Origin of the sequence: Collinsella sp. LCP19S3_B6 (assembly GCF_052121815.1) — a bacterium.
In the GTDB taxonomy this organism is placed as follows: domain Bacteria; phylum Actinomycetota; class Coriobacteriia; order Coriobacteriales; family Coriobacteriaceae; genus Collinsella.
Window position 1 is genome coordinate 38894 of sequence record NZ_JBQKDN010000002.1, and the last position, 26857, is coordinate 65750.

25 protein-coding genes and 1 riboswitch are annotated in these 26857 nt (G+C 59.6%); of the genes, 18 read left to right on the forward strand and 7 right to left on the reverse strand.

Annotation, left to right across the window (positions count from 1 at the left end; genetic code table 11):
• Nucleotides 1-8: 8 nt before the first annotated feature.
• On the forward strand, nt 9-1688 hold the full coding sequence (ettA, locus tag ACTQWD_RS01235) for an energy-dependent translational throttle protein EttA (protein WP_055251458.1): 1680 nt from the start codon (nt 9-11) through the stop codon (nt 1686-1688).
• Nucleotides 1689-1747: 59 nt separating this feature from the next.
• Here ettA and ACTQWD_RS01240 read toward each other — a convergent pair whose 3' ends face one another.
• Nucleotides 1748-3055: a hypothetical protein gene (locus ACTQWD_RS01240; protein WP_441559065.1), complete on the reverse strand. Its 1308-nt coding sequence runs from the start codon at nt 3053-3055 to the stop codon at nt 1748-1750.
• 138 nt (nt 3056-3193) lie between these two features.
• Complete coding sequence (locus ACTQWD_RS01245) at nt 3194-4147, reverse strand: hypothetical protein (protein WP_441559066.1); 954 nt, start codon at nt 4145-4147, stop codon at nt 3194-3196.
• Between the two features lie 203 nt (nt 4148-4350).
• Here ACTQWD_RS01245 and ACTQWD_RS01250 point away from each other — a divergent pair, with 203 nt between their 5' ends.
• From ACTQWD_RS01250 to ACTQWD_RS01275, 6 genes are all read left to right on the forward strand, one after another.
• On the forward strand, nt 4351-6330 hold the full coding sequence (locus ACTQWD_RS01250) for an NAD(+) synthase (protein ID WP_441559067.1): 1980 nt from the start codon (nt 4351-4353) through the stop codon (nt 6328-6330).
• Between the two features lie 118 nt (nt 6331-6448).
• A complete protein-coding gene (locus tag ACTQWD_RS01255; RefSeq protein WP_154517336.1) occupies nt 6449-7612 on the forward strand; it encodes a pyridoxal phosphate-dependent aminotransferase in 1164 nt (387 codons plus the stop codon).
• A gap of 201 nt (nt 7613-7813) precedes the next feature.
• Nucleotides 7814-8764 carry an L-lactate dehydrogenase gene (locus tag ACTQWD_RS01260; protein ID WP_427727834.1) on the forward strand — a complete coding sequence of 317 codons (951 nt, stop codon included), beginning with the start codon at nt 7814-7816 and terminating at the stop codon, nt 8762-8764.
• Between the two features lie 172 nt (nt 8765-8936).
• Nucleotides 8937-9941: a nucleoid-associated protein gene (locus tag ACTQWD_RS01265; RefSeq protein ID WP_118377194.1), complete on the forward strand. Its 1005-nt coding sequence runs from the start codon at nt 8937-8939 to the stop codon at nt 9939-9941.
• Between the two features lie 84 nt (nt 9942-10025).
• Nucleotides 10026-10376 (forward strand): hypothetical protein, encoded by a 351-nt coding sequence (locus ACTQWD_RS01270; RefSeq protein ID WP_441547298.1) that lies wholly within the window; start codon nt 10026-10028, stop codon nt 10374-10376.
• A complete protein-coding gene (locus tag ACTQWD_RS01275; protein WP_441559068.1) occupies nt 10373-10717 on the forward strand; it encodes a type II toxin-antitoxin system RelE family toxin in 345 nt (114 codons plus the stop codon). The genes ACTQWD_RS01270 and ACTQWD_RS01275 overlap by 4 nt, the downstream gene beginning before the upstream one ends.
• Before the next feature lie 221 nt (nt 10718-10938).
• Here the strand turns inward: ACTQWD_RS01275 and dapD are convergent, their stop codons facing one another.
• From dapD to dapA, 3 genes are read right to left on the reverse strand one after another with little or no spacing between them, the layout of a single operon-like run.
• Nucleotides 10939-11658 carry a 2,3,4,5-tetrahydropyridine-2,6-dicarboxylate N-acetyltransferase gene (dapD, locus tag ACTQWD_RS01280; protein WP_441559069.1) on the reverse strand — a complete coding sequence of 240 codons (720 nt, stop codon included), beginning with the start codon at nt 11656-11658 and terminating at the stop codon, nt 10939-10941.
• Between the two features lie 39 nt (nt 11659-11697).
• On the reverse strand, nt 11698-12438 hold the full coding sequence (gene dapB / locus ACTQWD_RS01285; RefSeq protein WP_441559070.1) for a 4-hydroxy-tetrahydrodipicolinate reductase: 741 nt from the start codon (nt 12436-12438) through the stop codon (nt 11698-11700).
• Nucleotides 12431-14740: a 4-hydroxy-tetrahydrodipicolinate synthase gene (gene dapA, locus ACTQWD_RS01290; RefSeq protein ID WP_441559071.1), complete on the reverse strand. Its 2310-nt coding sequence runs from the start codon at nt 14738-14740 to the stop codon at nt 12431-12433. Before dapA ends, dapB begins: the two co-directional genes overlap by 8 nt.
• A gap of 65 nt (nt 14741-14805) precedes the next feature.
• A riboswitch (Lysine riboswitch) is annotated at nt 14806-14974 on the reverse strand.
• Nucleotides 14975-15118: 144 nt separating this feature from the next.
• Between dapA and ACTQWD_RS01295 the strand changes: the two genes are divergently transcribed.
• The 9 genes from ACTQWD_RS01295 (at nt 15119) to ACTQWD_RS01335 (ending at nt 22771) form a co-directional block, all read left to right on the forward strand.
• Entirely contained in the window at nt 15119-16306 is a 1188-nt protein-coding gene (locus tag ACTQWD_RS01295; protein ID WP_441559072.1) for an N-acetyldiaminopimelate deacetylase, read from the forward strand.
• 100 nt (nt 16307-16406) lie between these two features.
• Nucleotides 16407-16688 carry a type II toxin-antitoxin system RelE/ParE family toxin gene (locus ACTQWD_RS01300; protein ID WP_427747940.1) on the forward strand — a complete coding sequence of 94 codons (282 nt, stop codon included), beginning with the start codon at nt 16407-16409 and terminating at the stop codon, nt 16686-16688.
• A complete protein-coding gene (locus ACTQWD_RS01305) occupies nt 16660-17001 on the forward strand; it encodes a HigA family addiction module antitoxin (protein ID WP_427727846.1) in 342 nt (113 codons plus the stop codon). The genes ACTQWD_RS01300 and ACTQWD_RS01305 overlap by 29 nt, the downstream gene beginning before the upstream one ends.
• A gap of 86 nt (nt 17002-17087) precedes the next feature.
• Nucleotides 17088-17354 (forward strand): hypothetical protein, encoded by a 267-nt coding sequence (locus ACTQWD_RS01310; RefSeq protein ID WP_427727848.1) that lies wholly within the window; start codon nt 17088-17090, stop codon nt 17352-17354.
• A 555-nt stretch (nt 17355-17909) separates the two neighbouring features.
• Complete coding sequence (locus ACTQWD_RS01315) at nt 17910-18758, forward strand: GIY-YIG nuclease family protein (protein WP_441559073.1); 849 nt, start codon at nt 17910-17912, stop codon at nt 18756-18758.
• Nucleotides 18759-18767: 9 nt separating this feature from the next.
• The gene (locus ACTQWD_RS01320; protein ID WP_441559074.1) at nt 18768-19871 is read left to right on the forward strand and encodes an ADP-ribosylglycohydrolase family protein; all 1104 of its coding nucleotides are present in this window, start codon (nt 18768-18770) and stop codon (nt 19869-19871) included.
• 417 nt (nt 19872-20288) lie between these two features.
• Nucleotides 20289-20831 carry a DUF4352 domain-containing protein gene (locus ACTQWD_RS01325; protein ID WP_154517316.1) on the forward strand — a complete coding sequence of 181 codons (543 nt, stop codon included), beginning with the start codon at nt 20289-20291 and terminating at the stop codon, nt 20829-20831.
• A 39-nt stretch (nt 20832-20870) separates the two neighbouring features.
• Nucleotides 20871-21293, forward strand: a complete 423-nt coding sequence (locus ACTQWD_RS01330) for an XRE family transcriptional regulator (protein WP_154517313.1) — start codon at nt 20871-20873, stop codon at nt 21291-21293.
• A gap of 98 nt (nt 21294-21391) precedes the next feature.
• A complete protein-coding gene (locus ACTQWD_RS01335; RefSeq protein WP_441559075.1) occupies nt 21392-22771 on the forward strand; it encodes a serine/threonine protein kinase in 1380 nt (459 codons plus the stop codon).
• 37 nt (nt 22772-22808) lie between these two features.
• On the opposite strand, the gene ACTQWD_RS01340 is transcribed toward ACTQWD_RS01335, so the two are convergent.
• On the reverse strand, nt 22809-23942 hold the full coding sequence (locus tag ACTQWD_RS01340; RefSeq protein WP_427718477.1) for a coiled-coil domain-containing protein: 1134 nt from the start codon (nt 23940-23942) through the stop codon (nt 22809-22811).
• Nucleotides 23943-24176: 234 nt separating this feature from the next.
• The gene (locus ACTQWD_RS01345) at nt 24177-24473 is read right to left on the reverse strand and encodes a hypothetical protein (RefSeq protein ID WP_441559076.1); all 297 of its coding nucleotides are present in this window, start codon (nt 24471-24473) and stop codon (nt 24177-24179) included.
• 257 nt (nt 24474-24730) lie between these two features.
• Between ACTQWD_RS01345 and ACTQWD_RS01350 the strand changes: the two genes are divergently transcribed.
• Nucleotides 24731-25987 carry an ATP-grasp domain-containing protein gene (locus ACTQWD_RS01350; RefSeq protein WP_427748222.1) on the forward strand — a complete coding sequence of 419 codons (1257 nt, stop codon included), beginning with the start codon at nt 24731-24733 and terminating at the stop codon, nt 25985-25987.
• Nucleotides 25988-26072: 85 nt separating this feature from the next.
• Nucleotides 26073-26819, forward strand: a complete 747-nt coding sequence (locus tag ACTQWD_RS01355) for an aspartate/glutamate racemase family protein (RefSeq protein WP_229770678.1) — start codon at nt 26073-26075, stop codon at nt 26817-26819.
• Nucleotides 26820-26857 lie beyond the last annotated feature (38 nt).

A 26857-nucleotide genomic window follows, 5' to 3' on the forward strand; every position in this document is an offset into this window, starting at 1 on the left:
ACAGGCAAATGGCAGAGTTTATCTACCAGATGTATCAGGCTCGCAAGGCTCATGGCGACAAGGTGATCCTTGACGACGTGACCCTGAGCTTCTATCCCGGTGCCAAGATCGGCGTCGTGGGCCCTAACGGCATGGGCAAGTCGACCCTGCTCAAGATCATGGCCGGCATCGAGGAAGTCTCCAACGGCGATGCCAGACTTACCCCCGGCTACACCGTGGGTATCCTGCAGCAGGAGCCGCCGCTCGACGACGACAAGACCGTCATCGAGAACGTGCGCATGGCATTTGGCGACATGATCGCCAAGGTCGATCGCTTCAATAAGATCGGCGAGGAGATGTGCGACCCGGACTGCGACATGGATGCCCTCATGGCCGAAATGGGCAAGCTCCAGGACGAAATCGATGCCGCCGATGGCTGGGATATCGATTCCAAGCTCGGCCAGGCTATGGATGCCCTGCAGCTGCCCGATTCCGACATGCCGGTCAATGTGCTTTCCGGCGGCGAGCGTCGTCGCGTGGCCCTGTGCAAGCTGCTGCTCGAGGCTCCCGACCTGCTGCTGCTCGATGAGCCCACCAACCACCTGGACGCCGAGTCGATCCTGTGGCTCGAGCACTTCCTGCACAACTACCAGGGCGCGGTGCTTGCCGTCACGCACGACCGCTACTTCCTGGATAACGTTGCCGAGTGGATCTGCGAGGTCGACCGTGGTCACCTCTATCCCTACAAGGGCAACTACTCCACGTATCTGGAGACTAAAGCCGCCCGTATCGAGGCTCAGGGTAACCGCGACGCCAAACTCGCTAAGCGCATGGAGGCCGAGCTCGAGTGGGTACGCTCCAGCCCCAAGGCCCGTCAGGCCAAGAACAAGGCCCGTCTGGCTCGCTATGAGGAGATGGAGGCCGAGGCCCGCGCAAGCCAGAAGCTCGACTGGACCGACATCCGCATCCCTGTGGGCCCGCGTTTGGGCAACAAGGTGCTCGAGGCCCATCACCTGCACAAGGAGTTCGACGGTCGCGTGCTCATCGACGACCTATCGTTCACCCTGCCGCGCAACGGCATCGTGGGCGTCATCGGCCCCAACGGTGTGGGCAAGACCACGCTGTTCAAGACCATCGTGGGCCTGGAGCCGCTGACTTCGGGCGAGCTCGAGGTGGGCGAGACCGTCAAGATCTCCTATGTCGATCAGAACCGCTCCGGCATCGACCCCGATAAGAACCTGTGGGAGGTCGTCTCGGACGGCCTGGACCACATGATGGTCGGCGAGACCGAGGTCCCCAGCCGCGCGTACGTGGCGAGCTTTGGCTTTAAGGGCCAGGACCAGCAGAAACGCGCTGGCGTACTTTCCGGTGGCGAGCGCAACCGTCTGAACCTGGCGCTCACGCTCAAGCAGGGCGGCAACCTGCTGCTCCTCGACGAGCCCACGAACGACCTCGACGTCGAGACGCTGTCCTCGCTCGAGGCGGCACTGCTCGAGTTCCCGGGCTGCTCGGTGGTCATTAGCCACGACCGTATGTTCCTGGACCGCGTCGCCACGCACATTCTGGCGTGGGAGGGCACCGACGAGAATCCGGGCAACTGGTATTGGTTTGAGGGCAACTTTGAGGCCTATCAGGCCAACCGCATCGAGCGCCTGGGTGAGGACGCAGCCCAGCCGCATCGTATTCACCGCAAGCTGACGCGCGATTAGTCGAGCTCAGGTGACCTAACGAGAAAGGGACGATAACCTTGAGGGTTATCGTCCCTTTTTTACTTGGTAGAAGGCTCGACTTTGTCGATGGTCCAGGTGGCTCCGAGACCGCCGGTGGTGTTGCGGCGGATGCGCACGGTGACTTCGTGGCGCTCGCCGGCCTGCGTGTAGCGCAGGGGGAAGCTTGCGCGGTTTCGCGCGGCCTCGATGGTACCGCGCTCGCGGGCGATCCAGTAGTACTCGCCGACGATGCCGAGCGTGTCGGCGCCGTAGGGGAGATAGGTCGACAGCTGGTGTAGCAATGGGCCGGGACAGAAGACCTCGGTTGTGAAATCGACGGGGAAGTCCTCGGGGATGGTCGGTGCTGCGGGTGTGGTGACAGGTACCGCAACGGGGACCGGAGCCGGTGCAGGTGCGGGAATCTGGTCACAGGCAGATGCGGATGCGGACTCGATGGCAGGCTCAGGCGCTGTTTCCGGCTTAACTGCGAAATCCGTCGGTTCCACGGAGACGGACGTGTCTGCGGTCTCGGTTTTGGTATCGGCTCGCGGGGCATCCTCTGCCTCGACAGATGGCTTTGCCTCGGCTGGCGTGGAGGCCATGGTGGTGATGCCGGCGTTTGCGTTCTCGGGGTCATAGACGACCGTGAGCGAGATGGCGGGCTGCGGTGTCTCGGGCTCTGGCGTCGACTCGGTAGCGTCTTGATCGTCGGGCTCGTCGGGCTGATCGTCCTCGGGCTCGTCGCCAAAGACATCGCTGTTTTGGAACGCAGGCGTCTCGGGTTGGTTGGCGGCTTCTTCGGTTGTCGACTTGGGAGCCTCGTTGAGCTCCGCAGTGGCTTCCTGCTCTGATATGACCTCGGGATCGGTCGTGGCGGCGATTTCGGTTTCGGCTCCTGCCGTTACCTCAATAGCGACTTCGATCCCTGTCTCGGGCTCGGACTCTGGCTCCGGAGCGACTTCGGCCACGGGCTCGGGCTCGGGATGCTTAACGTGCTTGGGACGCACGGCCTTGAGGTCCTTCTCGCCGCGCTTTTTCTTTTTGTAGGACTGCTTGGCTCCCTTGGCAGCCTTGGGCTTGTTCTCGCCCTTGGCAAGGGCGGCATCCCAGGCTTCGTTGGCGATGACGGTGGCATACAGACGGCCGCCCTTAAAGACGGTCAGCTTAATGCAGTCGTCGAGCTCCTCGAGCAGCTCGCGCGTGGACTCGAAGCCCAGGTCATAAGCGGCCATGTCACCAGTGGCGAGCGCCTCCTCGACCTGCGTCATAAACGTTTGCTTGCCGCACCCAATCGCGTCGCGCAGCAGGCGATACAGATAGATGTGGTTGCCCAGCGATAGTGTGGGCTTAACTATTGTCTTGCTCATGGCAAATCTCCTCTATACACACCAAAGCATCTTACCATCGCATGGGGCTTGCCATCTCGTCGCCCAAGGCAAACGGGCACGACCGTTGCCGGTTCGCGCCCGTTATGCAGGTCGGTTATCTATGAGAGGCAAACGTGCCTAGCTGCCCGATGCCGTGCCTTGGCTCGAGCTGTCAGATGGCGTGCCGGACGCGGATCCGCTCGAACTGTTCGAGCTATTGGTGTTGCTGTTGTCGGTGGAGCTTGTGCCCGATGTATTGCCGCTCGTCTGGTCGCTCGTGCTCGGTTGAGAGCCGTCGGTCGTTTGGCTTGAGTCAGTCGTGCCGGATTGCGTGCCGCTGTTGTTCACAGAGGAATCGGCGTTCTGCGATTGATCGGGGGTGTTCGAGGACGAGTCGGTGGATGCGGAGGTGTCCTGTGAGTCGTCCTGCTGGCTTTGCGATTGACCAGTGCTATCCGCGTCGTGCTCGGTCGTGCGCGACGAAAGGATTGACTCGGGGCGCTCGCCCAGACCTTCACCGGCGGTGGTGATAAGGATGGCGCCGGCGCAGGCGATGACCGCGACGATGGCGATGGCGATCGAGAAGACGATGACCTTCTTTTGCGTCTGGCTTCGCTCTGCCGCCGCCTTGGCACGCAGACTGTTGGGGGCGACGCGCGCCGTGGTCGTGCGCCCCGCAACCTGGCGCATCTCCTGCGTAGTCGCGGCGCCGCCCAGGTGCTCCTCGGCATTAAGGTCAACGGGCTCATAGGCGCCGGCAGGGTAGTCGACGGCGGCGTGCGTACCTTTGAGGGCTTCGGCGCTGGCAGAGATAAAGTGGCGGTAGACCTGCGAGGACACAACGGTGATGACCGAGCTCACGGCGGCACCGATCACCGATCCGGCGATGCCGATCTTGGAAGCAAGTGCGACGCTCGTGGCGGCAGCTGCGGCGCCGGCGATGATTTGGGGAATGGAAATGTCGTCGAATAGGCCCTTTTTGGGCGCGATGGCCATGGTCTGTCCGATGGAATGGTTTTCGTGAACGCCGTTGTTGAGTGCGGCCGGTGTCATGACGCGCGTGCGCGGCGCGTCGGTGTACTTGGTTGTCATACGGGGCCCTCCCGGTGTAAATCTGCTTCGTTTCGTGTAGCCATCAGGGTACCCACCAGATGTGAATCGTACGTGACATTTAACAGATACCATCAACTCATCAATAGCTCACCAAATTGGTGGGATGCGGTTACACCCGGCGGTTGAACTACAATAGGGCTTGCTAATTGTTGTGAATGGCGTCTACGCACGGGAGCATTCTTATGAATCTTCACCTTTCTCAGTCTGATGGCTTTTTGCGTGTGGCGGCGGCCTCGCCGCGGATTCGCGTGGCCGATGTCGAGGGCAATGCCGAGGTTGCGCTGGCGGCTGTTCGCGAGGCGGTCGAGCGCGGTGTTCGTGCTCTGGTGCTGCCCGAGCTTAATCTGACTGGCTATACCGCGGCTGATCTGTTCCATAACCGCACATTACTGCATACCTGCGAGACCGCACTGGCACATATTCTCGATGAAACCCGCGAGCTGCCGATTGTCTTTACCATCGGTCTTCCCGTTGCGGTGGCCGAGAATATCTACAACTGTGCCGCCGTGTGCTGCGCGGGCGAGATTTTGGGCCTCACGGCCAAGAAGTATCTGCCCAACTATGGCGAGTTCTATGAGCGCCGTTGGTTTGCTCCGGCGCCCGCCGATCCCGTGTGGGTTGAGTTTGCCGGTCAGGGTCCGGTTCCGCTGGGTTCGGGGCTTGTCTACCGCTGCTGTGATGAGGGCGCCGAGGATTTGGTACTCGGTATTGAGGTCTGCGAGGACCTGTGGGTGCCGGCGCCCCCTTCGACCGAGATGGCGCTTGCCGGTGCGACGGTGATCCTCAATCCGTCGGCCTCGGACGAGATTATCGGTAAGGCAGATTACCGCCGCAGCCTTATCTCTAACCAAAGCGCGCGCCTGTACTGCGCCTATGCCTACGCGGACGCGAGCGAGGGCGAGTCCACGACCGACATGGTCTTTGCAGGCGAGAACCTCGTCTACGAAAACGGTTCGAAGCTCGCCGCCACGAAGCTCCTCACCTGCGATATGGCGGTGGCCGACGTTGACCTCGACCGTCTGGTTGCCGAGCGCCGTCGTTCGACCACGTGGACGCGCGCGGATGATGCGCCGGAGGCCACGATTGTTGAGTTTTCGTTTGAGGGCGTGCTGGCCGAAGAACCTGTCCTGCGTGATGCGCTCGACATCGACCGTGTCTTCCCCCGCGCGCCCTTTGTGCCGGCCGACCATGGTGACCTGGCCGGGCGCTGCGAGACGATCCTCAATCTGCAGACTGCCGGCCTCAAGACTCGCCTTGCCCATACGGGTACCAAGGCTGCAGTCATCGGTCTTTCGGGCGGCCTGGATTCCACGCTGGCACTGCTTGTGACCGTGCGTGCCTTCGATGCGCTGGGGCTGCCGCGCACCGGTATCACAGCCGTGTCCATGCCCGGCTTTGGCACGACACATCGCACCAAGTCGAATGCCGAGTCGCTCGCTCGCGACCTGGGTGTGAGCTTCCGCGAGGTTTCGATCCACACGGCCGTGGAGCAGCACTTCAAGGACATTGAGCACGACCCGGCCGTCCAAGACGTGACCTACGAGAACAGCCAGGCCCGCGAGCGTACGCAGATTCTGATGGATCTGGCTAACCAGGCTGGCGGTTTTGTCATCGGCACGGGCGACCTGTCGGAGCTGGCGCTTGGCTGGGCTACCTATAACGGCGACCACATGAGCATGTACGCCGTCAACGCGAGCGTGCCCAAGACGCTTGTGCGCCATCTGGTACGTTATGCCGCCGATGTCTTTGGCGGGCGTATTGCCGAGGTCTTGCTCGATATCCTCGATACGCCGGTGTCCCCCGAGCTTCTGCCGCCGACGGGCGACGGTGAGATTGCTCAGAAGACCGAGGATTTGGTGGGCCCGTACGAGCTGCACGATTACTTCCTCTATTACCTGCTGCGTTTTGGCTTTGAGCCGGGCAAGATCTACCGTATGGCGCTCAAGAGCTTTGAGGGTGTCTATGACGCCAAGACCGTCCACACGTGGTTGCGTACGTTCTATCGTCGCTTCTTTGCCCAGCAGTTTAAGCGCAGCTGTCTGCCCGATGGTCCCAAGGTGGGCTCGGTGACGCTCAGCCCGCGCGGCGATTGGCGTATGCCGAGTGACGCCAGCTCGCGTCTGTGGCTTGCGCGGATCGACGCGCTCAATCCAATTGACTAAGGTTGGCTAAATTGAACCAATACGGGGGTTGCAAGCGTTACACTTTTGCAATCTGATGGCCCGTATCGCGCGGCGCTCTTGTCGGAGCGCCGTATTTTTTATATCGAAAGGTGGCACCATGCAGGCATCGCAGCGTCTCGACCGCTTTGGCGCGGAGGTCTTCGCCTCGCTCAACAACAAACTTCTTGCGCTGAAGGCTCAGGGCAAGACCATTTACAACATGAGCGTGGGCACGCCCGACTTTAAGCCGTACGACCACGTGGTCGAGGCGCTCACGCAGGCCGCCCAAAATCCCGAGATGTGGAAGTATTCCCTGCGCGACCTGCCCGAGCTTAAGCAGGCCGTGTGCGATTACTATGAGCGTCGCTTTGGCGTTTCGGGCATTACGCCGTCCATGGTGCAGTCGTGCAACGGCACGCAGGAGGGCGTGGGTCATTTGGGCCTGGCCCTGCTCGATCCGGGTGACACCATTCTGGTTCCCGATCCGTGCTATCCGGTCTTTGAGGCGGGCGCCAAGATCGCCGATGCCAAGCTCGAGTACTATCCGCTGGTGGCGGAGCACAATTACCTGCCCTATGTGGCGGGCATCGATCCCGAGGTGGCCGATCGTGCCAAGTACATGATCGTGTCGTTGCCCGCCAACCCGGTGGGCTCGGTGGGCACGCCCGAGGTCTACGAGGAGATCATCGCCTTCGCCCGCGAGCACGACCTGCTGATTGTCCATGACAACGCGTACTCCGACATCGTGTTTGACGGCGAGCCCGGCGGCAGCTTCTTGCAGTATCCCGGCGCGCTCGAGGTGGGCGTGGAATTCTTCTCGCTTTCCAAGTCGTTTAACGTCACCGGTGCGCGCATCGGCTTTTTGGTCGGCCGTGAGGATGTGGTCTCTGCCTTTGCCAAGCTGCGCAGCCAGATCGACTTTGGCATGTTCTTCCCGATTCAGAAGGCCGCCATCGCCTGCCTCAATGGTCCGCGCGATGAGGTCGAGGCGCAACGTCTGAAGTACCAGGAGCGCCGCGATGCCCTGTGCGACGGTCTTGAGGACCTGGGCTGGGAGCGTCCCAACGCGCATGGCTCCATGTTTGTGTGGGCCAAGCTTCCCGGTGGCCGCACCGATTCCATGGCGTTTTGCGAGGAGCTTATGGAGAAGGCCGGCGTTGTGGTGACGCCGGGCGCGAGCTTTGGCCCTTCGGGCGAGGGGCACGTGCGCATGGCGCTGGTCCTGCCGCCCGATCAGATCGCTTTGGCTGTCGAGGCCATCCGCGAGGCGGGCCTGTATTAGAAGACTATTTGGGCTCGTCAATAGCCCGAAACCGATTTCGTGCAGTTATTTTACGAATCCTGCAAACAATTTCGGTAAACGGTCGATTTTTGGCTGCGTATAGGAGCATAATCAAAGTCCCGATTGGATGCATTGGGATTACGTCAAGCCGCTCGGGTCGTTCCCGGGCGGCTTGTTTGTGGAGAGAGATGGGAGTTTCTAATGGTTAACGAGAAGAAGGTCGCTATTGTCGGCTGCGGTTTCGTCGGTTCGTCTTCGGCGTTCGCGCTGATGCAGAGTGGTCTGTTCTCCGAGATGGTTCTCATCGACGTGGACAAGAACCGCGCCGAGGGCGAGGCCCTGGATATTGCGCACGGCATGACGTTTGCCGAGCCGATGAAGATCTACGCCGGCGATTATTCTGATGTCGCCGACGCCGCCATGATCGTCGTCACCGCTGGCGCTGCTCAGAAGCCCGGTGAGACCCGCCTGGACCTGGTCAACAAGAACGTCAGCATCTTTAAGTCCATTATTCCCGAGATTAAGAAGTCTGGCTTCGACGGCATTCTGCTCATCGTCTCCAACCCGGTCGACGTTCTGACCTACGCCGCCATCAGGATGTCCGGTCTGCCCGAGGGCCATGTCATCGGCTCCGGCACCGTGCTCGACACCGGCCGTCTACAGCAAATGCTCGGCGCCCACGTCGAGGTTGACCCGCGCGACGTTCAGGCCTATGTCATGGGCGAGCACGGCGACTCCGAGTTTGTCGCCTGGTCCAGCGCTCAGGTTGCCGGCGTGCCGCTGAACACCTTCTGCGAGCTTCACGGCCACCTGGAGCATGAGGCTGCCGAGAAGCGCATTGCTGAGGACGTCAAGAACTCCGCCTACACCATCATCGAGAAGAAGCACGCCACCTACTACGGTGTCGCTATGGCGGTAAAGCGCATCTGCACTGCCGTCATGCGTGACGAGCAGACCGTTCTGCCCGTCTCCTCGCTCATGGTGGGCGAGTATGGTCTGTCCGATCTTGCCATCTCCATGCCGACCGTCGTTGGCCGCGACGGCGTTGTCTGCCGCGTCCCCGTGCCGCTGAACGATGACGAGCAGCATGAGCTCACCGCCTCCGCAAAGGCCCTCAAGGACATTATCGACAGCGTCGACTTTTCCTGCTAAATCAAGCTCGCTAGAGCGAAAAGCTACAACGAAGGCGTCCGGGCCCATGTGACCCGGGCGCTTTTTTATGCAAAGGGGACAGGCTTGTTTGCACCAATCTTCGATGCGCCTGGGGTGGACTCGACCGCTATACTGGTTCGTGCCAAAAGTGATCTAGAACGGAATGCCGTATATGAAAATCAATCACGCGATTCTGCATATCCTGGACTTTGACTCTGCCGTCAACGTCATGAGCCAGCGCGAGCTGGATATCGAAAGCCGTACCGTGCGCAGCTTTGTGACCACGCATCTGCGCCGCGCACGTACCTCGGCCGACAATAAGCGCGCCACGTTTGCGGAGAACTCTGCGTTTGGCGGCGAGCTCAAGGGCTATTTCTTTGGTGAGCGTGAGTTCGTGGACTTGTCACAGCAGATTGCGGAGTTCATCTCTTCCGAACTCACCAAGGCCGAGAAAGCCGAGTCCACTGACGTGCTTGTGGCGGACTTTGACGATGATGAAGATGCCCGCTGGTTTGCCGTGATGCTGCTGGGCTCCAAGCAGGCATTCATGCACGAGGTGGGTCGCGAAGAGGGCGAGGTTCGTAACGACATCGCGCGCCACTACGCCATTTTGCCAAACCCCTCGCAAAAGGTGCCGAGCTATGCCATCGTGCGCGCGAGCACCATGGAGATCGGCTACGTGGACAAGAAGCGCAAGATTGCCGGCGAGGATCGCATGCTCATTCCCGACGGCCTGCTGCAGTGCGATACGGGGGTTTCGGGTAAGGAGGTCATCGACACGGTGACGCGCGTGGTCGAGGAGGTCGCCGAAGAGCACGGCGCCAACACGGCCGTAGCGCTCGCCAAGGTCAAAGCCGCCGTTGCCGAGAAGGTTGAAGACGACGAGGAGCTGCCGCCTTGGGATATCGTCGATGAGGTCTTTGAGGACGAGCCGGTTATCAAGGAGAGCGTGCGTGCGGCGCTGACCGAGGAGAAGGTGCCCGAGCGCGTGCCCGTGGAGCGCAAGCAAGTCGAGCGCGCGGCCGTACGCAATCATAAGATTCGTACCGATACGGGCATCGAGATCAGCTTCCCGGCCGAGATGGGTTCAAACTCCGAGTACATCGAGTTCGTCAACGAGCCCAACGGCCTCATCTCCATCGAGCTCAAAAACATCGGTAGCATCGAGAATCGATAAGGCTTTTAACTTTTGAATAAAAGTCTGGATTATATTTTGAAGTATACTTTGAAATATAATCCAGACTATTTTTTGGAGGTCAAAATGTCCCCACTTGTTCTGGAAAAACCGGTGTTTACAAAAGACCAGGTTGTTTCTGCTACCGAAGCAAGCAAGTCCTTATCCACCATTCGTAAACGCGCAAAACGCGCGCCTCAGTTCATTGCTGATCATAATGATATCGATACCGTGATTATCGACTATGCTGCCTATGAGGAAATGTACGGCGCGCTGCAGTATCTGCGTGAACTTGAGATAAATCGCATCGCTGCGGATCGAGCCAAGCATGGTCCGCATGAGTTTGTTCCGTTTGAGGACGCCTTAACTGCCGAGGAGCTCGCGGAGCTTGAGTCGATGGATCCGGACGCGATTCCCGACGAGGACCTTTTCGAATGAGCGGGCATTTTGTTGTCGGCTTTTTGAATCGAGACGTCGAGAAGGAATATCAAAAACTAGATGGATCCCAGCGCAGGCTCGTCCGTATTGCCGTCGCAAAATTAAAGACGCGCGCTGATGAAATCGGAACGCCGCTTCACGGCGAGCTCGCCGGCTGCAAAAAGATTAAATGGCGGAATGCGGGACTCAAAATGGTTTTCCGAATCCGAGAGGACGGAATGGTTGAGATTGCCGAGATCGTGGCAGTAGCACGGCGCGATTGTTTCGAGGTCTATAAGACGGCCGTAGGGCGCCTGTCAAAGCAACCCGCCATGGTTGAATACGACGGAACCCTGAGATGATGAAGGCCGAAGCCTCGGACGAGGGATTCGGCCTTTTTACTTGGGGCTTAATCACGTTGCAGGTTGAGCATAAGTCAGCGAAAACGACCCAGAGCGAGCAAGGTGACGTGAAAGAGGAGGGCATTGACCTTCTGGTCATGCCCGACGATTGAACGTCAGATTGCCGCTCTGGGCCGTTTGGAGCGTCGACAAGTTACGCGGTTTGGTAAAACCGCGTAACCCTACAGCTGGCGCAGGCCCTCTTCGAGGCCGGTCTTGCTGTCGGTCTTCTCGTCGCGCATCTTGATGACGCGGGCGGGGACACCGGCCACGACGGCACCAGCGGGGACGTCCTCGACGCACACGGCGCCGGCGGCAACGACAGCACCCTTGCCCACGCGCACGCCTTCCAGGACCACAGCATTGGCGCCGATCATAACGTCGTCCTCGATGATGACGGGCGTGGCGCTGGCGGGCTCCACGACGCCTGCCAGCACGGTGCCGGCGCCGATGTGGCAGTTCTTGCCCACGGTGGCGCGACCGCCCAGCACGGCGCCCATATCGATCATGGAGCCATCGCCAATGACGGCGCCGATGTTGATGATGGCGCCCATCATGATGACGGCACGGTCGCCGATCTCGACGCGGTCGCGGATGATCGCACCCGGCTCGATGCGGGCGTTGATGCCCTTGAGGTCGAGCATGGGCACGGCGGAGTTGCGGCAGTCGTTCTCCACATCGTAGTAGTCGATGGAATCGACGTTGGCGTCGAGGATTGCCTTGAGCTCATCCCAGTCGCCAAATACAGTCTTGCCACGGCGGCCGCCATAGACATGCGCACTGCCCCACTGGACCTTCATGCCCGGCTTTTCGCGCACGTACAGCTTGACGGGCGTCTTCTTAGGCGCGGTGGCGATATAGTTGATAATCTCCTGTGCATCCATTTCGGCTGCGTTGCTCATTTGCGGTCTCTCCTTTGGGTGGATCCGGTTGATACCTGGTTAGGCAAACATGACCTGGTCGAACGTATAGAAGCCGGGTTCGCGGGTGACGAGCTTCTGCGCGGCTGCCAAGGCGCCGTTGACAAAGATCTGACGACTCGTGGCGCGATGCGCGAGCGTGACCTCCTCGTCCTGGCCAAAGAAACTCACTTCGTGCACGCCGGCGACAGTGCCGCCGCGCAGCGAGTGCACGCCGATCTCCTTGGGGTCGCGCGCTCCGCACATGCCCTCGCGGCCATAGACGGGGTGGTAGCCTGCCTCGGGCTCGGCTTCGACGACGGCGTCGAGCAGCAACTTGGCAGTGCCGCTGGGGGCGTCGACCTTTTGGTTGTGGTGCGTCTCGACGATTTCGCAGTCAAAGCCGGGCAGCTCTCGCGTGGCCTGTGCCACCAGATGACGCAGGGCTGCGATACCGATGGAGTAATTGCCGGAGTGCATGACGCGGGCGCTCTGACCCAGCTCGCGCAGGCGATCCATCTGCTCGGGCGTATAGCCTGTGGTGCCCGAGACCAACGCCGCACCCGTGCGCTCGACATAGACGACGACGGTGTCGAAGGTCGCAACGTTCGAGAAGTCGATGATGACGTCAGCCGCCGGGGTGCTTTCGAGCTCGGACAAGTCGAAGCCGATCTGGGCGACGATGTCAAAAACGGGCTCTCCGGCAGCGTCGACAATACCCTCGGCGGTAGTGCGGATGAGCGAGCCCATGCGGCCCGTTCCCATAATGACGGTCTTAATCAAGCAGACCAGCTCCCTTCAGAGCATCGGTAAGTGCGGATCGCGTGTCGTCTGCCATGGGACACAGCGGCATGCGGTAGTTTGCCTCGATCATACCCATCTGGGCGAGCGCTTCCTTGACGGGGATGGGGTTGACCTCGCTAAAGAGGGCATTGATGAGCGGCTGGCCGGCAATCTGGATATCGCGGGCACGTGCCACGTCACCGTCCAGATAGGCGCGGCACATGTCATGTACGAGCTGCGGCTGCACGTCGGCCCACACGCTGATGGTGCCCGAAGCACCCAGACTCATGAGCGGCACGGTGAGCGCGTCCTCGCCCGAGTACATGCGGAAGTCGTCGGACAGCAGGTGGGCGATCTTGGCAGCGTAGGCGACGTTGCCCGAGGCTTCCTTAATGCCCATGATGTTGGGGTGCGCGGCCAAGCGCTCCACGTTGCGCTCGCTGATGCCGCAGCCACAGCGGCCGGGGATGTTGTACAGGATGCAGGGGATGTCTACGGCATCGGCGACGGTCTTAAAGTGCTGGTAGATACCCTCTTCGTTGGATTTGTTGTAGTAGGGGGTAATGAGCAGCAGGCCGTCGGCTCCCAAGCCCTGGTAAGTGAGCGACTTGGTGAGCATGGTCTGCGTGGAGTTGGAGCCCGAGCCGGCGATGACGGGGACGCGTCCTGCAACTTGCTTGACCACCGCGGCGACAACGGAGTTGTCCTCGTCGTCGGTCATCGTGGCGCTCTCGCCGGTGGTGCCCAGGGCGAGGATGGCGTCGGTGCCATTTTGCAGGTGAAAATCGATAAGGCGCTCAAGCGCATCAAAGTCGACACTGCCGTCCTTTTTAAACGGCGTAACCAGGGCGACGATTGAGCCCTCGAGATTGCGGATGTCCATGTTCTTCTCCTTCGCTTCGGCGATCTGGATGCGCTTGTTCCATTGGGCGGCGACTGCCAGGCGCTCGTCTTGGGCGCGGCGGCGGGCACTTTCGGCGCGCGACTTGGCCAACAGTTCTCGGCCGCACGGCAGCACGTCGAGCGTGGCAAAGTAATCGCCCGGGCGCTCGGCGCGGCGGATGAGGTCGGCCGCGCCATCGGGGCGCAGCAGGACCTCGGCGGAGCGCAGCCGTCCGTTGTAGTTGTAGCCCATGGAGTAGCCATGCGCACCGGTATCGTGGATTACAAGCAGGTCGCCCATGTCGATATGCGGTAGCTCGCGATCGATGGCGAACTTGTCGTTGTTCTCGCACAGATTGCCCGTGATGTCATAGGTGTTCGTGACGGGCGCTGTGCCCTTGTCGGCGCCGCCCGGCTGACCCATCACCGTAATGTGGTGGTAGGCACCATACATGGCGGGGCGGATCAAATCGACGGCGCTTGCATCGACACCGATATAGTCCTTGTAGATCTGTTTCTCGTGGATGGCCTTGGTGACCAGGCAGCCGTAGGGGCCCATCATAAAGCGGCCCATCTCGGTGCAGATTGCCACATCGCCCATGCCTGCGGGGACCAGGATCTCGTCGTATGCCGCGTGCACTCCCTCGCCGATGGCGTGAATGTCGTTGGCCTGCTGCTCGGGCAGGTAGGGGATGCCGACGCCGCCGGATAGATTGATGAAGGCGACGTGTGCGCCGGTCTCGCGCTCCAGGCGCACGGCAAGCTCAAAGAGGATGCGCGCGAGCTTGGGGTAATAGTCGTTGGTGACGGTGTTGCTGGCAAGGAAGGCGTGGATGCCAAAGTCCTCGGCACCCTTGGTCTTGAGCATACGGAAGGCCTCGAAGAGTTGCTCGGTGGTCATGCCGTATTTGGAGTCGCCGGGGTTGTCCATGATGCCGTTGGAGAGCTGGAACAGGCCGCCCGGATTAAAGCGGCAGCTGACCGTCCTGGGGATGGGCCCCGCAACACGCTCAAAGAACTCGATGTGGCTGATGTCGTCAAAGTTGACGATGGCACCCAGCTTGTCGGCGAGCTCAAAGTCCGCAGCCGGCGTGTCGTTGGACGAGAACATGATGTCGTGTCCCGTGATACCCAGCGAGCGGGCGATCATGAGCTCGGTATAGCTCGAGCAATCGCAGCCGCAGCCGTATTCGTTGAGAATGGAGATGAGTGCCGGGTTGGGGTTGGCCTTGACGGCAAAGTATTCCTTAAAGCCCGGGTTCCACGCAAAGGCGTCGCGCACCTCTTGCATGTTGCGGCGGATGCCCGCCTCGTCGTATAGATGAAACGGCGTGGGGAACTGCTCGACGATATGCTCGAGCGTCTCCTTGTCCACAAACGGCTGCTTGGCCGCATATGCCTCGTTGGGGGTCAATGCCATGTCCCGTAAACCTCGCTATCCAGACGGCGCCATCTGCGCATCGAATCCGCATAGCGTGGACCCAATGTCCGGATAGCGCTCCCGCATTGCTGCAGACAGTCCTGTGGGTGTTTCCCACAGGCCCACCAGGTTGTTCGTGCCCGAAAAACCCAGTTCGGCGGGTTTCGCCTCCCCGCGGGGTCAAAGCCTGCCGGCTCGCCCGCGGCTCTTCGTGCCCGCGCCTCTATCAAGTGGTAAAGACCCTATCACGTTGCACTTTACCAAACAAGAGTATTCGTATATAACGTTTAAAAAATGCAGGGATATGCTGGAAACATGTGCGCCACAATCCTGTATCACAATAAGTTGCAACAGATGTGCCTCACGAAGGGATCCTCTATGACCGAGCTCCAAGAACTCCGTCGCTATCGGCGCGATCTCCATCGCATTCCGGAGCTCGATTTCGATCTTCCGCAAACCATTGCCTATATCGAGGGCGTGCTGGCACCGCTCACCTGCGAAGTGACCCATCCGTGCCCCAGCTGCGTCTGCGCTTTCTTCGACGCCGGCGTTGATGCCGCGCATGCCACGGCGATTCGCGCCGATATGGATGCGCTGCCCATTGAGGAGGCGACAGGGGCGGCCTTTGCCTCGACCCATCCCGGCAAGATGCACGCTTGCGGACATGACGGTCACATGGCCATGGCACTTGCCGCCGCGACGTATGTCGACCGTACGATTCGCGAGCAGCCGGGCGCCATGAGGCGTAACGTGCTCTTTGTGTTCCAGCCGGCCGAGGAAACGACCGGTGGTGCCAAGACGGTATGCGAGAGCGGCGTGTTCGAGCGCTATGGGGCCGACCGCATTTTTGGCTTCCATGTGTGGCCCGATCTGCCTGCCGGCGCGTTGGCGAGCTGTTCCGGTCCGCTGCTGGCGCGTTCGAGCGAGACGCATATCTATATTCACGGTACGAGCATCCATATTGCTAAGACCTATGGCGTGCCGGTCGAGGAGTCGCACGATGCCGCGTTGGCGGCAGCGAAGTTTTTGGTTGCCGAGCGCGAGCTGATGGACGAGCTGGGCACCGACGAGCCCTGTATCGGCAAGTTTGGTCTGCTGCAGGCCGGTACGGTTTGCAACGCGGTGGCGGGGGAGGCCCATGTGGCCGGAAGCCTGCGTGTGTTTACGGACGACATGTTCGACCGGGCGCGCGAAGGCGTGCGCCGCGTGCTGGACGATGCCTGTGCCGCAACGGGCTGCACGTACGATCTCGACTTTGCCGAGGGCTATCCGCCGGTCGACAACGACCCCGAGTTGTTTGCCAGCGTCACGCCTGTCTTGCCCGGCCTGCAGCTTGTGGAGGAGCCGCTGTTAATTGCCGAGGACTTTGCGTTCTATCAGCGCCATCTGCCGGGCGTGTTCTTCTTGCTGGGCACGGGCGTGCCAGAGGCGCAAGAAAACCCGAGCGATTCGGATGGCTGTCCCGCCTATGCCACGAGCGCCCTTCACACCGATACCATGCTCTTTGACGAGGAAATATTGCTCAAGGGCCTCGATGTCTACAAACGATTGCTTTTGCTTGGTTAATCGGCGCGGGCGCATGTTCTAGAAAATACGAACAAATGTACGGTATAATAGAGATGTATGTCTATAGAAACGTTTGACGTTATTAACGTAAGGCGATACTATGATTGCATCGTACAAAGATGAGGATACCGAACGTTTTGCAATGGGTGTGCGGGTCAGGAGGTTCGTGCCCTTTGAGCGGGTCGCATTGAGGAAGATTCGTCAACTGCAGGTTTGTGCTTCACTTGATGACCTTCGCGTTCCTCCGGGCAATCGTCTTGAAGCGTTGAAGGGCGATCGCGCCGGCCAATATAGTATCCGTGTTAATGAGCGCTATCGGGTCTGCTTTGAGTGGAGACAGGGGATGGCCTGGAATGTCGAAATCGTCGATTATCACAAGTGATGAGACCGCGCCCGATTTGCTGTCACCGGTGACTCCTGGTGAACTTCTCAAAGAGGAATTTCTTGTTCCTATGGGCATTTCTCAATATCGTCTTGCTAAGGAGACCGGGATTCCGGCACAGCGTATTGGGCAGATTATTTTGGGGAGGCGTCGTGTTACGGCTGACACCGATCTTCGCCTTTGCCGCTACTTTGGCCTAACGGATGGTTATTGGCTGCGCGCCCAGATAGCGTTTGACCTCGAGGCGGAAAAGAGGCGCATCGAGCCGGAACTGGATAAGATCGTTCCTGTTCAGCAGGCTATCGCATTGTAGTGTTCAAAGATGTTGAGGTTGGAGTGACGATGGGGCGACGCCGACAGTCTGCCGTTTATAGTCCCGGTGGGTGTGGATGCGGCTTGTTGTTGCTTCCGGTTATTGCTGTGAGCATTGGCGTTATGTTTGCGCTTGCCGGGTTGGCGGCAGCGGCACTCGTGTTGCTGATCGTGGCCATTGGCGTGACGATTTGGCTCTGCCGCAATCGCGAGCAACGCCATGCCGACGGCAAGACCGATGTGGGATGGATTGTCTTTTTGGTTACCGCCTACCTGTTGAGCATCGGCTACCTTGTGTTCTTTGTTTTGCTGCTCGTTAGCACCTTTACCGGGGAATCCGTCACGGTGGGCTAGGCTTCGACGAGCCTTTTGAGGATGAGGCGAGGGGGCGGATGGGACATGTTGTTCAAGACGGAGTGCGACGCGCGGGCGGCAAGAAGATCGCGATTCCCATCGGCAAGCAGGACGCGACCGTCTTCCGCAAGGTGATGAGCGCAAAAGACGCCATCTAAGAGTTCGCGCCGGCGCTAGGGACGGCCGATCAGGAGCGGGCACTGCATATTGCCCGAGTGCGGGCGAGACGGATGGTGGCGTGGATGATTCGCGCTTATCTTCCTTACTTTCGGATTATTCACCAAAAATAGCTGTGCGGGCACATCACGAACAATCGCCAAACAAGGCATAAACACGGGCGCGGGGCTTATCGGCTTCGTGCTCTTCTTCGCCATAAGAAACGACAACAGCAGAGCGGTTAGCCGAGCGCTAATTTTCGTCTGGAAAGCGAGTGGTATGATTCGACCTACAGGCTTTTCAAACTGAAACGGCGGAATTAACAAGGGAAATGCTGTTATAACGCTCAGGGATTTGATGCCGGTGGCGCACCCAGAGAAGACAAAGATCAAATTCAACATGAATGCTGGCGACGTGAACGTGCGCGCGTACGACATGCTGTTGAAGGACACCTCGACCCCCGAGAAGACCGATAGCGGCTCGCGATGGTACGAGATGAACGCGTGGAGGAGCGCGACGGGACAAGCGAATAACAACCTCAACCATGCGGATTACCTGCTCTCGTTCGCACAGTACTACACCTACGGGCCCGAGTACTTCATCTTCGGCGGCATGCACAAAGTGGAGAAGGCAGTACCCGAGGTGCTGGGCGGCGTGGGCTACAAGTTGACGCTTCTTCCCGACTACGAGGCCTACATCAAGCGCCTCATCATCAAGTTGAAGAAGCCTATCGGGCGCGACATCTACAACAAGTTCTACGAGAACACGATGCACGACTTCGAGCCCGTAGTGTACGAGTACTCGATGAGCCTGGGCAACGTTGCCCCTTTTCCTGGCTACAAGTACGTGTGTATCGACCACAAGACCTTGCAGGCCGTTATCGCCAGCGTGGGCTCCGACTGGTACTGGGCGCTGGACAACGTGAAGGGCGTCTACTGCATCACCGACACCGCGACGGGGAAACTCTACGTGGGTTCGGCCTCGGGCGACAGCAAGAAGGACGCGGGCGCGGACTTGGGTATCTGGCAGCGCTGGAGCGCCTATGCCAACCCCATGGACCCGACTGGCGGCAACAAGGAGTTCAAGGCCATCGTGGCCGAGCACGGAACTGGGTACATCGTGGAAAACTTCACCTACTCCATTCTAGAGGTGTGCGACACCAAGATGACCACCGCCGAGGTGTGCGAGCGCGAGAGTCACTGGAAAGACGTGCTTTGCTCGCGCAAGTTCGGCATGAACTGGAACTAGGTGCGCGCCATGGGCTTGTTACGGACGGTGAGGGACTGCGTGTACGGCATGGCCGTGGGCGATGCGCTCGGCGTGCCCTACGAGTTCAGGCCGCGCGGCAGCTTTACCTGCACGGACATGGTGAGCCTCGGCACGCACAACCAGCCTGCGGGCACATGGAGCGACGACACGTCCATGGCGCTCGCGCTGTGCGACAGCTACCGCGAGCTCGGCGATATCAATTGCGACGATATCCTCGTCAAGTTCCGCAATTGGATAAACGAAGGCGCATACACCGCCGACGGGAACGTCTTCGACTACGGCAACGCCACCAGGCAGGCGCTCGATACGGGTTACGGGCTCACAAGCGAATACAGCAAGGGCAACGGCTCGCTCATGCGTTGCCTGCCTATGGTGTTTATGGAATGCTCCGACTGCGACATAAGGGAGGTCAGCGCGATCACCCACGCTACCGACGACTGCTGCCAGGCCTGCGTGGACATGATCGCCTATGCCCGCGAGGTGCTTTACAGCGGGCACGCCGGCTGCGAGAGTGAGGACAGAGCTGGTGCCAGCGGCGGCTACGTGTGGGATACTTACCACGCCGCCATCTGGTGCCTAGAACATACCGACAACTACCGCGACTGCGTACTGACCGCCGTGAACCTGGGCGACGATACCGACACCACGGCTTGCGTGGCCGGTGGATTGGCCGGCATCCTGTACGGATACGAGGGCATTCCGACCGAGTGGTTAGAGGCCTTGCGCGGCAAGGACGTGATTGAGCCTTATTTGTTCGGCGGGGCTTACGGTGATGACCTGTGCAGGTTCGTTAAGCGCTTCGAGGATTCGCTGGACGGTCCCGCCCGCGACTTCCACGCGTTGGCCCATGACATGTTCGGCCTGGGTTGGCACATGGACTTTGGCGAGGCCTTTGCCGGGGCATATCCGCGCTCCGGTACGGCCGAAGGACTGCGAGAGGACATAGACACCATAGACGACGTTGGGCTTCTGGGCAGCGGCGTCTTCTCTCGGTGGCGCTATATAACGCACTGGAAGTACGATAGCGTGCCTGATGAGGACGATCTGGAGTGGTTCAGGCTGGCGCTCGGGAGGCTTCGCGAGCTGGCATAGGGGTGCCGTGATTTGAATCGCTTGCCTGAGGTGGCTGATGCCGACTTAAAGCACGGGGAGATATACCGCAGCGCTATTGCTTTATTGCCTGAGTGATCTTAGGACCATACCTTTTATTCGATAGCGGGGCGACGGAATCGTCGAACACCATGCGCGCTATCTTCGACGGGCAGCCCCCCCTCATGGGCATCTTGCAGGTGAGAGGGGTGCGGCTAACGTCGGCCAGAGGCGCGGCAAGGGCGCTTTGGTATCAAGCTGCAGCCTCAATCACCGCTCCATCTGAACAGGCATCTTCTCAATCCAGTACCAATCTGGCTTACAACCCCCCATTAGCTCCCAGCTAATGAATTTGAGCTCGCTGCCTTCTACGATGTGCTGTGTACCGGCGCGGTAGCCGGATCGTAGGAAGGATGCATAATGAAAAAGCTCGAAAACGAAGTGCTGCTGAGCCGTCGCGCTGCACTTGGCGCATTCGCCACCGTCGCCTTGGGGACTGCCGGTCTTCTTGCCGGTTGTGGTAGCGATAAGGCGACTGTCACCGAGGACGCTGGCGATGGCGACAAGAAGGAAGAGGCGAAGAAGGAAGAGCAGCCTACGACTGACCTGGCGGTTGGCACGACGGTGACCACAGCTGCCGGTCTTTCCGTCGTTGTCGATTCCGTCCAGCCCGGCCTTACAAATTATGACGGTTCGACCATGACGGGCATTCACGTCACGTACGTCAACAATGGCGATGAGGGCGCAGATTACAATATCTACGACTGGAAGGGCGAGGACGCCAACGGCGCCCAACAGAATCAGGGTTACTACAGCGAGGGCTCCGATGAGCTGCAGTCTGGTACCCTTTCCGCCGGTGGCTCCGTGGCGGGCAATATCTACTTTGATGGCGATATCAAGAAGGCACTGTATTTTGCCAACATGTTTGATAAGTCTGCCACTGCAAGCTGGGTGCTGGCCTAGCATGTCGCTACCGTTGCGCCGGATGGGAGGTGAAGTCGTATGCCCGATAAAAAGCTGACCGAGGAGTTGCTCAATGAGCTTCTCGATGCGCCGAACATCGATGGCTATATCAGGGAGCACGACTTTGCCGCCCCGTCGCTTTCGGATTACCTGAAGCAGCTACTGCAGGAAAAGGGCTTGGAGCGCTCGCGCGTGGTTCGTATGGCCGATCTCAATGAGACCTTTGGCTATCAGATCTTTACCGGTGCGCGTCATCCGAGTCGCAATAAGGTACTGCAGATTGCCTTTGCGATGGCGCTGACGCTCAAAGAGACCAACCGTGCGCTGACGGCTGCCGGGGTAAGCGTCCTTAACTGCAAGGACCGCCGCGATGCGATTATCATCTTTTGCATCGATCGCGGGTGCAGCCTCCAAAAGGTCAACGAGGAGCTGTATCGCTTTGGCGAGGAGACGGTGAATTAGCCGCTGATATCCGAGCTGGCGGAGCTGTCGAACAACGATGCAAACGAACGGGGCGCGGATGCCATGGGGTGTCTGCGCCCTGCGCTATGATGGAGGCTATGGATACTCAGACCCCAACATATTCCAATGACGAGCTGACTGCAGCGCTTGCCGAGCACCTCGCGTTGCTCGATCGCGACGACAGCTATCGCGTGGAGCGTGTACTTAAGCGCTCGTCCGTTGAAACAACCGAGCTCGTGTACTTTGAAGGAACCGGCGGTGGTTCGCTCGGTCCCTTTGTCCGTAAGCGCATCGATGCTTCGGCTCAAATCGGCGGGGCATACGAGCGTCTGTTTGCCGCTCAGCGGGCAGGCGGGCGTTTTGAGCACCTGCCCAGAATCGTCGATTGTCGTCGTGCGGGCGACGAGCTCAACGTGGTTATGGAATACATCGAAGGGGAGACACTCGGGGCACTGGTGGACCGTCTGGGAGCCGCTCCCGATTATGCGCGTGAATTGTATCCTGTCCTTTGCGACGCCGTGGGCGAGCTCCATGCCGGTTTTGCAATGGCGGGGGAGGCTTCGGCGCCGGTGATCCATCGCGACCTCAAGCCGTCGAATATCATCGTGACAGGTGCCAACTATACGCCTGATGACGGCCTGACGTTTTCATCGCTGGTGATTATCGACTTGGGGATCGCGCGCGTGTGGCGCGATGGCGCCGATGCCGATACTGTCAAGTTTGGGACACGGCCCTATGCGCCTCCCGAGCAGTATGGGTTTGGACAGACGAGCGTGCGAAGCGACGTCTACGCGCTCGGTGCCCTGCTGTTCTTTTGTTTGACGGGAGTCGACCCTAAACCAGGGCTCGACATGCGCGAGCAATGCGAGGTGCGCGGCATTCCCACTCCACTTGCCGATGTCGTTTGCATGGCGATGGCGCTCGATCCGGCCAAGCGCTTTGCAAGTGCGGAAGCGTTGGGACGGGCGACGTGCGCGGCATACGATCTGAGTCGCCCCGTGCGGCCTCCTGCGCCTGCGCCTGTCCGTACTCCGGCCTCGGAGACGTTGTTGACGCCCCAAAGGCTCCAGAACCCCGCAAGGCTTCCTAGGCCTGCCACCTCCGCTGCATGCGGTCTGCTCTCTCGCGTTCCGGAGTCCCTGGGGCGCATTTGGAATACGCTCGTCTGCTTCTCGCTGCTTGTGTTCTTTGCCGGAAGTCACTTTGCCGTCTTTCGACCCACGGGAGCAAACCAAAGCTACCCGACGTGGCTTCTCATAATCGAGTATTTTTTCTTTGTCGATGGCCTTATGGCGCTTATGCATTTTGCGCTGCTCGATAAGCGCCGTCTACGTCGGCGATTCGCACTGCTCGACAGCTATCGCGGTAAGAAACTCGCGAAACTCTGGCTCAAGGCATTGGGTGTGCTGCTCCTATGCATGATCGTCATAGTCGCGGTTGCCAATGCGACCGGCGTCGTCGATACCTCCGCTACCTAAAAGAAAAGGGCCCCATTGGGGCCCTTTGCAGTTGCACTTAGATGCGGTTCATCTGAGCGGCGACTTTGTTGTACCAGTCCTGCCACGTGGGTGGGCAGTACTTTTTGGCCGCAGCCGGGGTAAGGGTGGAGCCGTAGTTGGCGCCCAGATAGGCAACGTGAGCGAAGATGCCCTCGCTCCAGCTGCCAAAGCTGCGCCAACCGCCGCCACGTGCACTCCAGCCCCAGGCGTTGTAAGAATTGGCGCAATAAGCACCCTTGGTGCTCTCGATGCAGGCGATGGCGGGGGACCAACGGGGGTCGACACCGGTATTCCAAGCGGCGACGGCAAAGTTATAGCCCTGGCCTGCCATAGGGGAGCCGGCGAGGTAATTGTCGATGCGGCTCGTCCACTCATTAATGAACGAATCGTAATCGGAACTACCGGTGTTGGCGTTGTTCACCGTGGTGTCGATGGTGGTGTTGGCGTTGGTGGCCTGGCTGCTGGAATTGCTGCCGCTCACGCCCTCGCCCGAGAGCTTCTCGGCGGCAGCGGCCTTATCGGCCTCAAGCTTGGCAAGCTCGGCGGCATTTTCCTGCTCGGCTTTTGCTTGTGCCTCGCTGCGGAGCTGCTGGGCCTGCGCCAGCGCATCCTCGGCGTTTTTCTGCTCTGCCTCAAGCTGAGACTTGGCCTGCTGGAGCTCGGCCTTGTTCTGCTCGAGTTCGGTTTGCATGTTATTGAGCTCTTCGATCTCGTCGACGCTCGAGCTTGTGATCTGGTTGGTGTATTTGCAGGTCGTGATGAACTCACCCAGGCTCTGTGCGTTGACCAGGAAGCTCACGATGGGGTTGGTGCCCTTCTGGTACTTGTACAGATCGCGCATGGCGGTGCATGCCTTTTCCTGCTGATCGGGAAGCTTCGCCTCGATCTTTTCGATACTTGCCTCGTTGGCGTCAATCTGCTTCTGCAGATCGCCGAGCTTGGTGCGGGCATCGTTGTAGGCGCTCGTGGCGGCTTCGATCTTCTGCTGGGCGGCGGCAAGCTGATCCTGCGTTGCCTGCGAGGCGGCATACGCCGCGACGGGGGAGAGCATCGGCGTGGCCGTCAACGCAACGGCGAGCGCGGCGCTCGTGATGATACGAGCCGGCTTCGACGCGATGAGCGCTGCGGTGCGATGATTCGAATGCTGCATCCAGTCCCTCTGCAATCAATCGTAGGTTATTGTTCCTCAGGTATTCTACTACTGCTTTCGACCTCAACTTGAACCTTAAAGGTTTTAAAGGGTCAAGTTGAACTTGAGACTTTGGCTTTGACCTGCAGTTATATCGAATTGTTGAGAAACCATAGAGTTCAACTTTAACGTTACGGGGGCCTGTTTGGGACGGGCTTTGGACTGTGAAAGCTATCTCAACGTTGGGGTTTGTGGCTATAAGGTCCCATTGCGGCGAGCTTGCCCTACTTCGTTGAGCGCCTGGGCGGGGGTGAACGAACAGGTGCCGTCGCCGAGTTTGATTACCCTGATGTTGTCCCCGGCGTGGGCATCGGAGACGAGGCCAAACTGCTCGATGGCGGTATCGTGTCCGCCGGCGACGGGTGTCTTGCGCGTGCCTTTGTGCGCCGATGTATTGATGGAGGCGATGTAGGCGGCACCGTCGTAAGCATCGTTTGCGGTGCGCAGAGGAGCAGTCGCTTGCGCGCTGCGCCAACTCGCGTTTTGCGGCATCGAGGATGGGGTTATCGATTGGAAGGTCCTGGAGCACGCGTGCGCCTTTCACTCGGGGGTATCAATATGCTGAACCCTACAACAACGGTGGGTTCATTGCCGTTTGTCATACGGCGGTGAGCGCGGCCTTCATGCTGGATAATTGCGTTGATTGTCATAGATACAGTGGAGCTTTAGGAGGAAACGGTCCGGCACGCTAAAATAAACAGGTTGCATAAAGACCGCCCGTCGTGGGCAGTTCTAGATAGGAAGTTTCCATGGCATTGCAGTTTACAGAGCGCGAGTTTATCCCCGTGCTGCTCGGTGGCGACATCAACGCCTATTCGGTGGCGCGCGCCTTTTACGAGGAGTATCAGGTCAAGAGCCTGGTCTTTGGCAAGTACCAGACCGGTCCTGCGTACCGCAGCCAGATTATCGACTACACGCCCAATGTTGATATCGACACCATGCCGGTCATGATCGAGACCATTAACGGTGTCGCGCAGGCCAATCCCGATAAGAAGATTATTCTCATGGGCTGCGGCGACAACTATGTCGCGCTTGCCGCACAGGCTCAGGATGCCGGTGAGCTTGCCTCAAACGTCATCGCGCCCTATGCGCCCTACAGCATGCTCGAACAGTGCCAGAAGAAGGAAATCTTCTACGAGCTGTGCGAGAAGCACGGTGTTCCCTATCCGCATACGTTTACCTTTACCATGGCCATGCTCAACGCCCAGGGCGAGGCTCCTGCCGAGGTGCTCGACCAGATCGATTTTCCCTTCCCGATGATCCTGAAGCCTTCCGACGGCATCATGTGGTGGGAGCATGAGTTCGAGGGCCAGAAGAAGGCCTACGAGATCGCCGATCGCGCCGAGCTGGAGCAGGTCATTCGTGATGTATATGCGAGTGGCTACACCGATGATCTGATCCTGCAGGATCGCGTGCCCGGCAACGACGAGTACATGCGCGTGCTTACCAGCTATTCCGACCGTAACGGCAAGGTGCGCATGATGTGCCTGGGCCACGTGCTGCTCGAGGAGCACCAGCCTCACGGCGTTGGCAACCACGCCTGCATCATCACCGAGCCCAATGACGAGCTCATGGGCGGCGTGCGCAAGTTGCTCGAGGACCTCAAGTTTACGGGCTTCTCCAACTTTGACGTCAAATACGACGAGCGCGACGGTTCGTTTAAGTTCTTCGACTTCAACACTCGCCAGGGCCGCAGTAACTACTACGTCACCAACAGTGGCTTTAACGTTGCCAAGTACGTAGTGGACGAGTATGTGTACAACCGCCCGTTTGAGCCCGAGTTTGTGACGGCGCAGAACGAGGCGCTGTGGATGGTTGTCCCCATGGGCGTGGTCGATAAATACGTCAAGGATCCCGAGCTGCGCGCTAAGGCGCATCGCCTGGTCAAGGAGGGTAAGGCCGCCGACCCCTCGTTTATGAAGGGCGACTTTGTCTTTAACCGCTGGCTGCGCATGTGGCACACCAAGCTGCGTCACTTTAAGCTGTTTAAGACGTATTACAAATAGGATGAACGTCGCGCCCGCCCGGTTTGTATCGGACGGGCGCGGGTATGATACGCGCAATGCTGTGAGCGTCACCAAGGAGGCGGCGATGGAAAAGCTGGGAGTTATCGGCGGTATGGGCGCCGAGGCCACGTCGTATTACTACGACCAGGTGGTGCGTCACACGGCGGCCGCCCGCGATCAGGAACATATCGACATGGTGGTGCTCTCTAAGTCGACCATGCCCGACCGTACGCTGGCCATTAAGACCGGCGACCATACCGAGCTGCTGGCGACCATGAAGGAATGTGCGCAGGCGCTCGAGACGCTGGGCTGCGCACACATTGCCATTCCCTGCAACACGTCGCACTACTTCTACGATCAGATTCAGTCGTTTACCTCGGTCCCCATCATCCATATGCCGCGCGAGTCGGTGCGCTATGCGCTTGCCGGCGTGGTGATGGGGGAGTGCGAGTTCGACCCCAACTTGAGCATGCCGGCCGAGCCGGTGCGCAAGATCGGCATCATGGGTACCGATGGCACCGTGGGTGCCGGCGTCTACGGTCGCGAGTGCGAGGCGGCGGGCGTCGAAGTCGTCTATCCCAGCGAGAAGCGCCAGGCCGATGTGATGTCGCTTATTTACGATGACGTGAAGGCGGGACGCGAGCCCGATATGGATAAGTTTGACCGAGTGATGTGGGAGTTTGCCCGCAGCGGCTGCGACCGCGTCATTCTGGCCTGCACGGAGCTTTCGGTGCTGCAAAAGTATCGCGAGATGCCCGAGATCACCCTCGACGCCATGGACGTTTTGGTACGCGAGTCCATCATCCGCAGCGGTGCCCCCTACCGCCTGTAGCTCTCGACCTGCCAAAAAGGGACAGGTTTATTTTGGTA

Bases quoted from the DNA above. Each gene is read 5' to 3' on its own strand.
- ACTQWD_RS01295 (WP_441559072.1), top strand. From the start codon at position 15,119: ATGACCGAGCTCCAAGAACTCCGTCGCTATCGGCGCGATCTCCATCGC.
- ACTQWD_RS01325 (WP_154517316.1), top strand. From the start codon at position 20,289: ATGAAAAAGCTCGAAAACGAAGTGCTGCTGAGCCGTCGCGCTGCACTT.
- ACTQWD_RS01345 (WP_441559076.1), bottom strand. From the start codon at position 24,473: ATGCCGCAAAACGCGAGTTGGCGCAGCGCGCAAGCGACTGCTCCTCTG.
- ACTQWD_RS01335 (WP_441559075.1), top strand. From the start codon at position 21,392: ATGGATACTCAGACCCCAACATATTCCAATGACGAGCTGACTGCAGCG.
- ACTQWD_RS01330 (WP_154517313.1), top strand. From the start codon at position 20,871: ATGCCCGATAAAAAGCTGACCGAGGAGTTGCTCAATGAGCTTCTCGAT.
- ACTQWD_RS01355 (WP_229770678.1), top strand. From the start codon at position 26,073: ATGGAAAAGCTGGGAGTTATCGGCGGTATGGGCGCCGAGGCCACGTCG.
- ACTQWD_RS01320 (WP_441559074.1), top strand. From the start codon at position 18,768: ATGGGCTTGTTACGGACGGTGAGGGACTGCGTGTACGGCATGGCCGTG.
- ACTQWD_RS01305 (WP_427727846.1), top strand. From the start codon at position 16,660: ATGTCGAAATCGTCGATTATCACAAGTGATGAGACCGCGCCCGATTTG.
- dapA (WP_441559071.1), bottom strand. From the start codon at position 14,740: ATGGCATTGACCCCCAACGAGGCATATGCGGCCAAGCAGCCGTTTGTG.
- ACTQWD_RS01340 (WP_427718477.1), bottom strand. From the start codon at position 23,942: ATGCAGCATTCGAATCATCGCACCGCAGCGCTCATCGCGTCGAAGCCG.
- ACTQWD_RS01250 (WP_441559067.1), top strand. From the start codon at position 4,351: ATGAATCTTCACCTTTCTCAGTCTGATGGCTTTTTGCGTGTGGCGGCG.
- ACTQWD_RS01350 (WP_427748222.1), top strand. From the start codon at position 24,731: ATGGCATTGCAGTTTACAGAGCGCGAGTTTATCCCCGTGCTGCTCGGT.
- ettA (WP_055251458.1), top strand. From the start codon at position 9: ATGGCAGAGTTTATCTACCAGATGTATCAGGCTCGCAAGGCTCATGGC.
- ACTQWD_RS01270 (WP_441547298.1), top strand. From the start codon at position 10,026: ATGTCCCCACTTGTTCTGGAAAAACCGGTGTTTACAAAAGACCAGGTT.
- ACTQWD_RS01300 (WP_427747940.1), top strand. From the start codon at position 16,407: ATGATTGCATCGTACAAAGATGAGGATACCGAACGTTTTGCAATGGGT.
- ACTQWD_RS01265 (WP_118377194.1), top strand. From the start codon at position 8,937: ATGAAAATCAATCACGCGATTCTGCATATCCTGGACTTTGACTCTGCC.
- ACTQWD_RS01255 (WP_154517336.1), top strand. From the start codon at position 6,449: ATGCAGGCATCGCAGCGTCTCGACCGCTTTGGCGCGGAGGTCTTCGCC.
- ACTQWD_RS01240 (WP_441559065.1), bottom strand. From the start codon at position 3,055: ATGAGCAAGACAATAGTTAAGCCCACACTATCGCTGGGCAACCACATC.
- ACTQWD_RS01260 (WP_427727834.1), top strand. From the start codon at position 7,814: ATGGTTAACGAGAAGAAGGTCGCTATTGTCGGCTGCGGTTTCGTCGGT.
- ACTQWD_RS01275 (WP_441559068.1), top strand. From the start codon at position 10,373: ATGAGCGGGCATTTTGTTGTCGGCTTTTTGAATCGAGACGTCGAGAAG.
- ACTQWD_RS01315 (WP_441559073.1), top strand. From the start codon at position 17,910: ATGAATGCTGGCGACGTGAACGTGCGCGCGTACGACATGCTGTTGAAG.
- ACTQWD_RS01245 (WP_441559066.1), bottom strand. From the start codon at position 4,147: ATGACAACCAAGTACACCGACGCGCCGCGCACGCGCGTCATGACACCG.
- dapD (WP_441559069.1), bottom strand. From the start codon at position 11,658: ATGAGCAACGCAGCCGAAATGGATGCACAGGAGATTATCAACTATATC.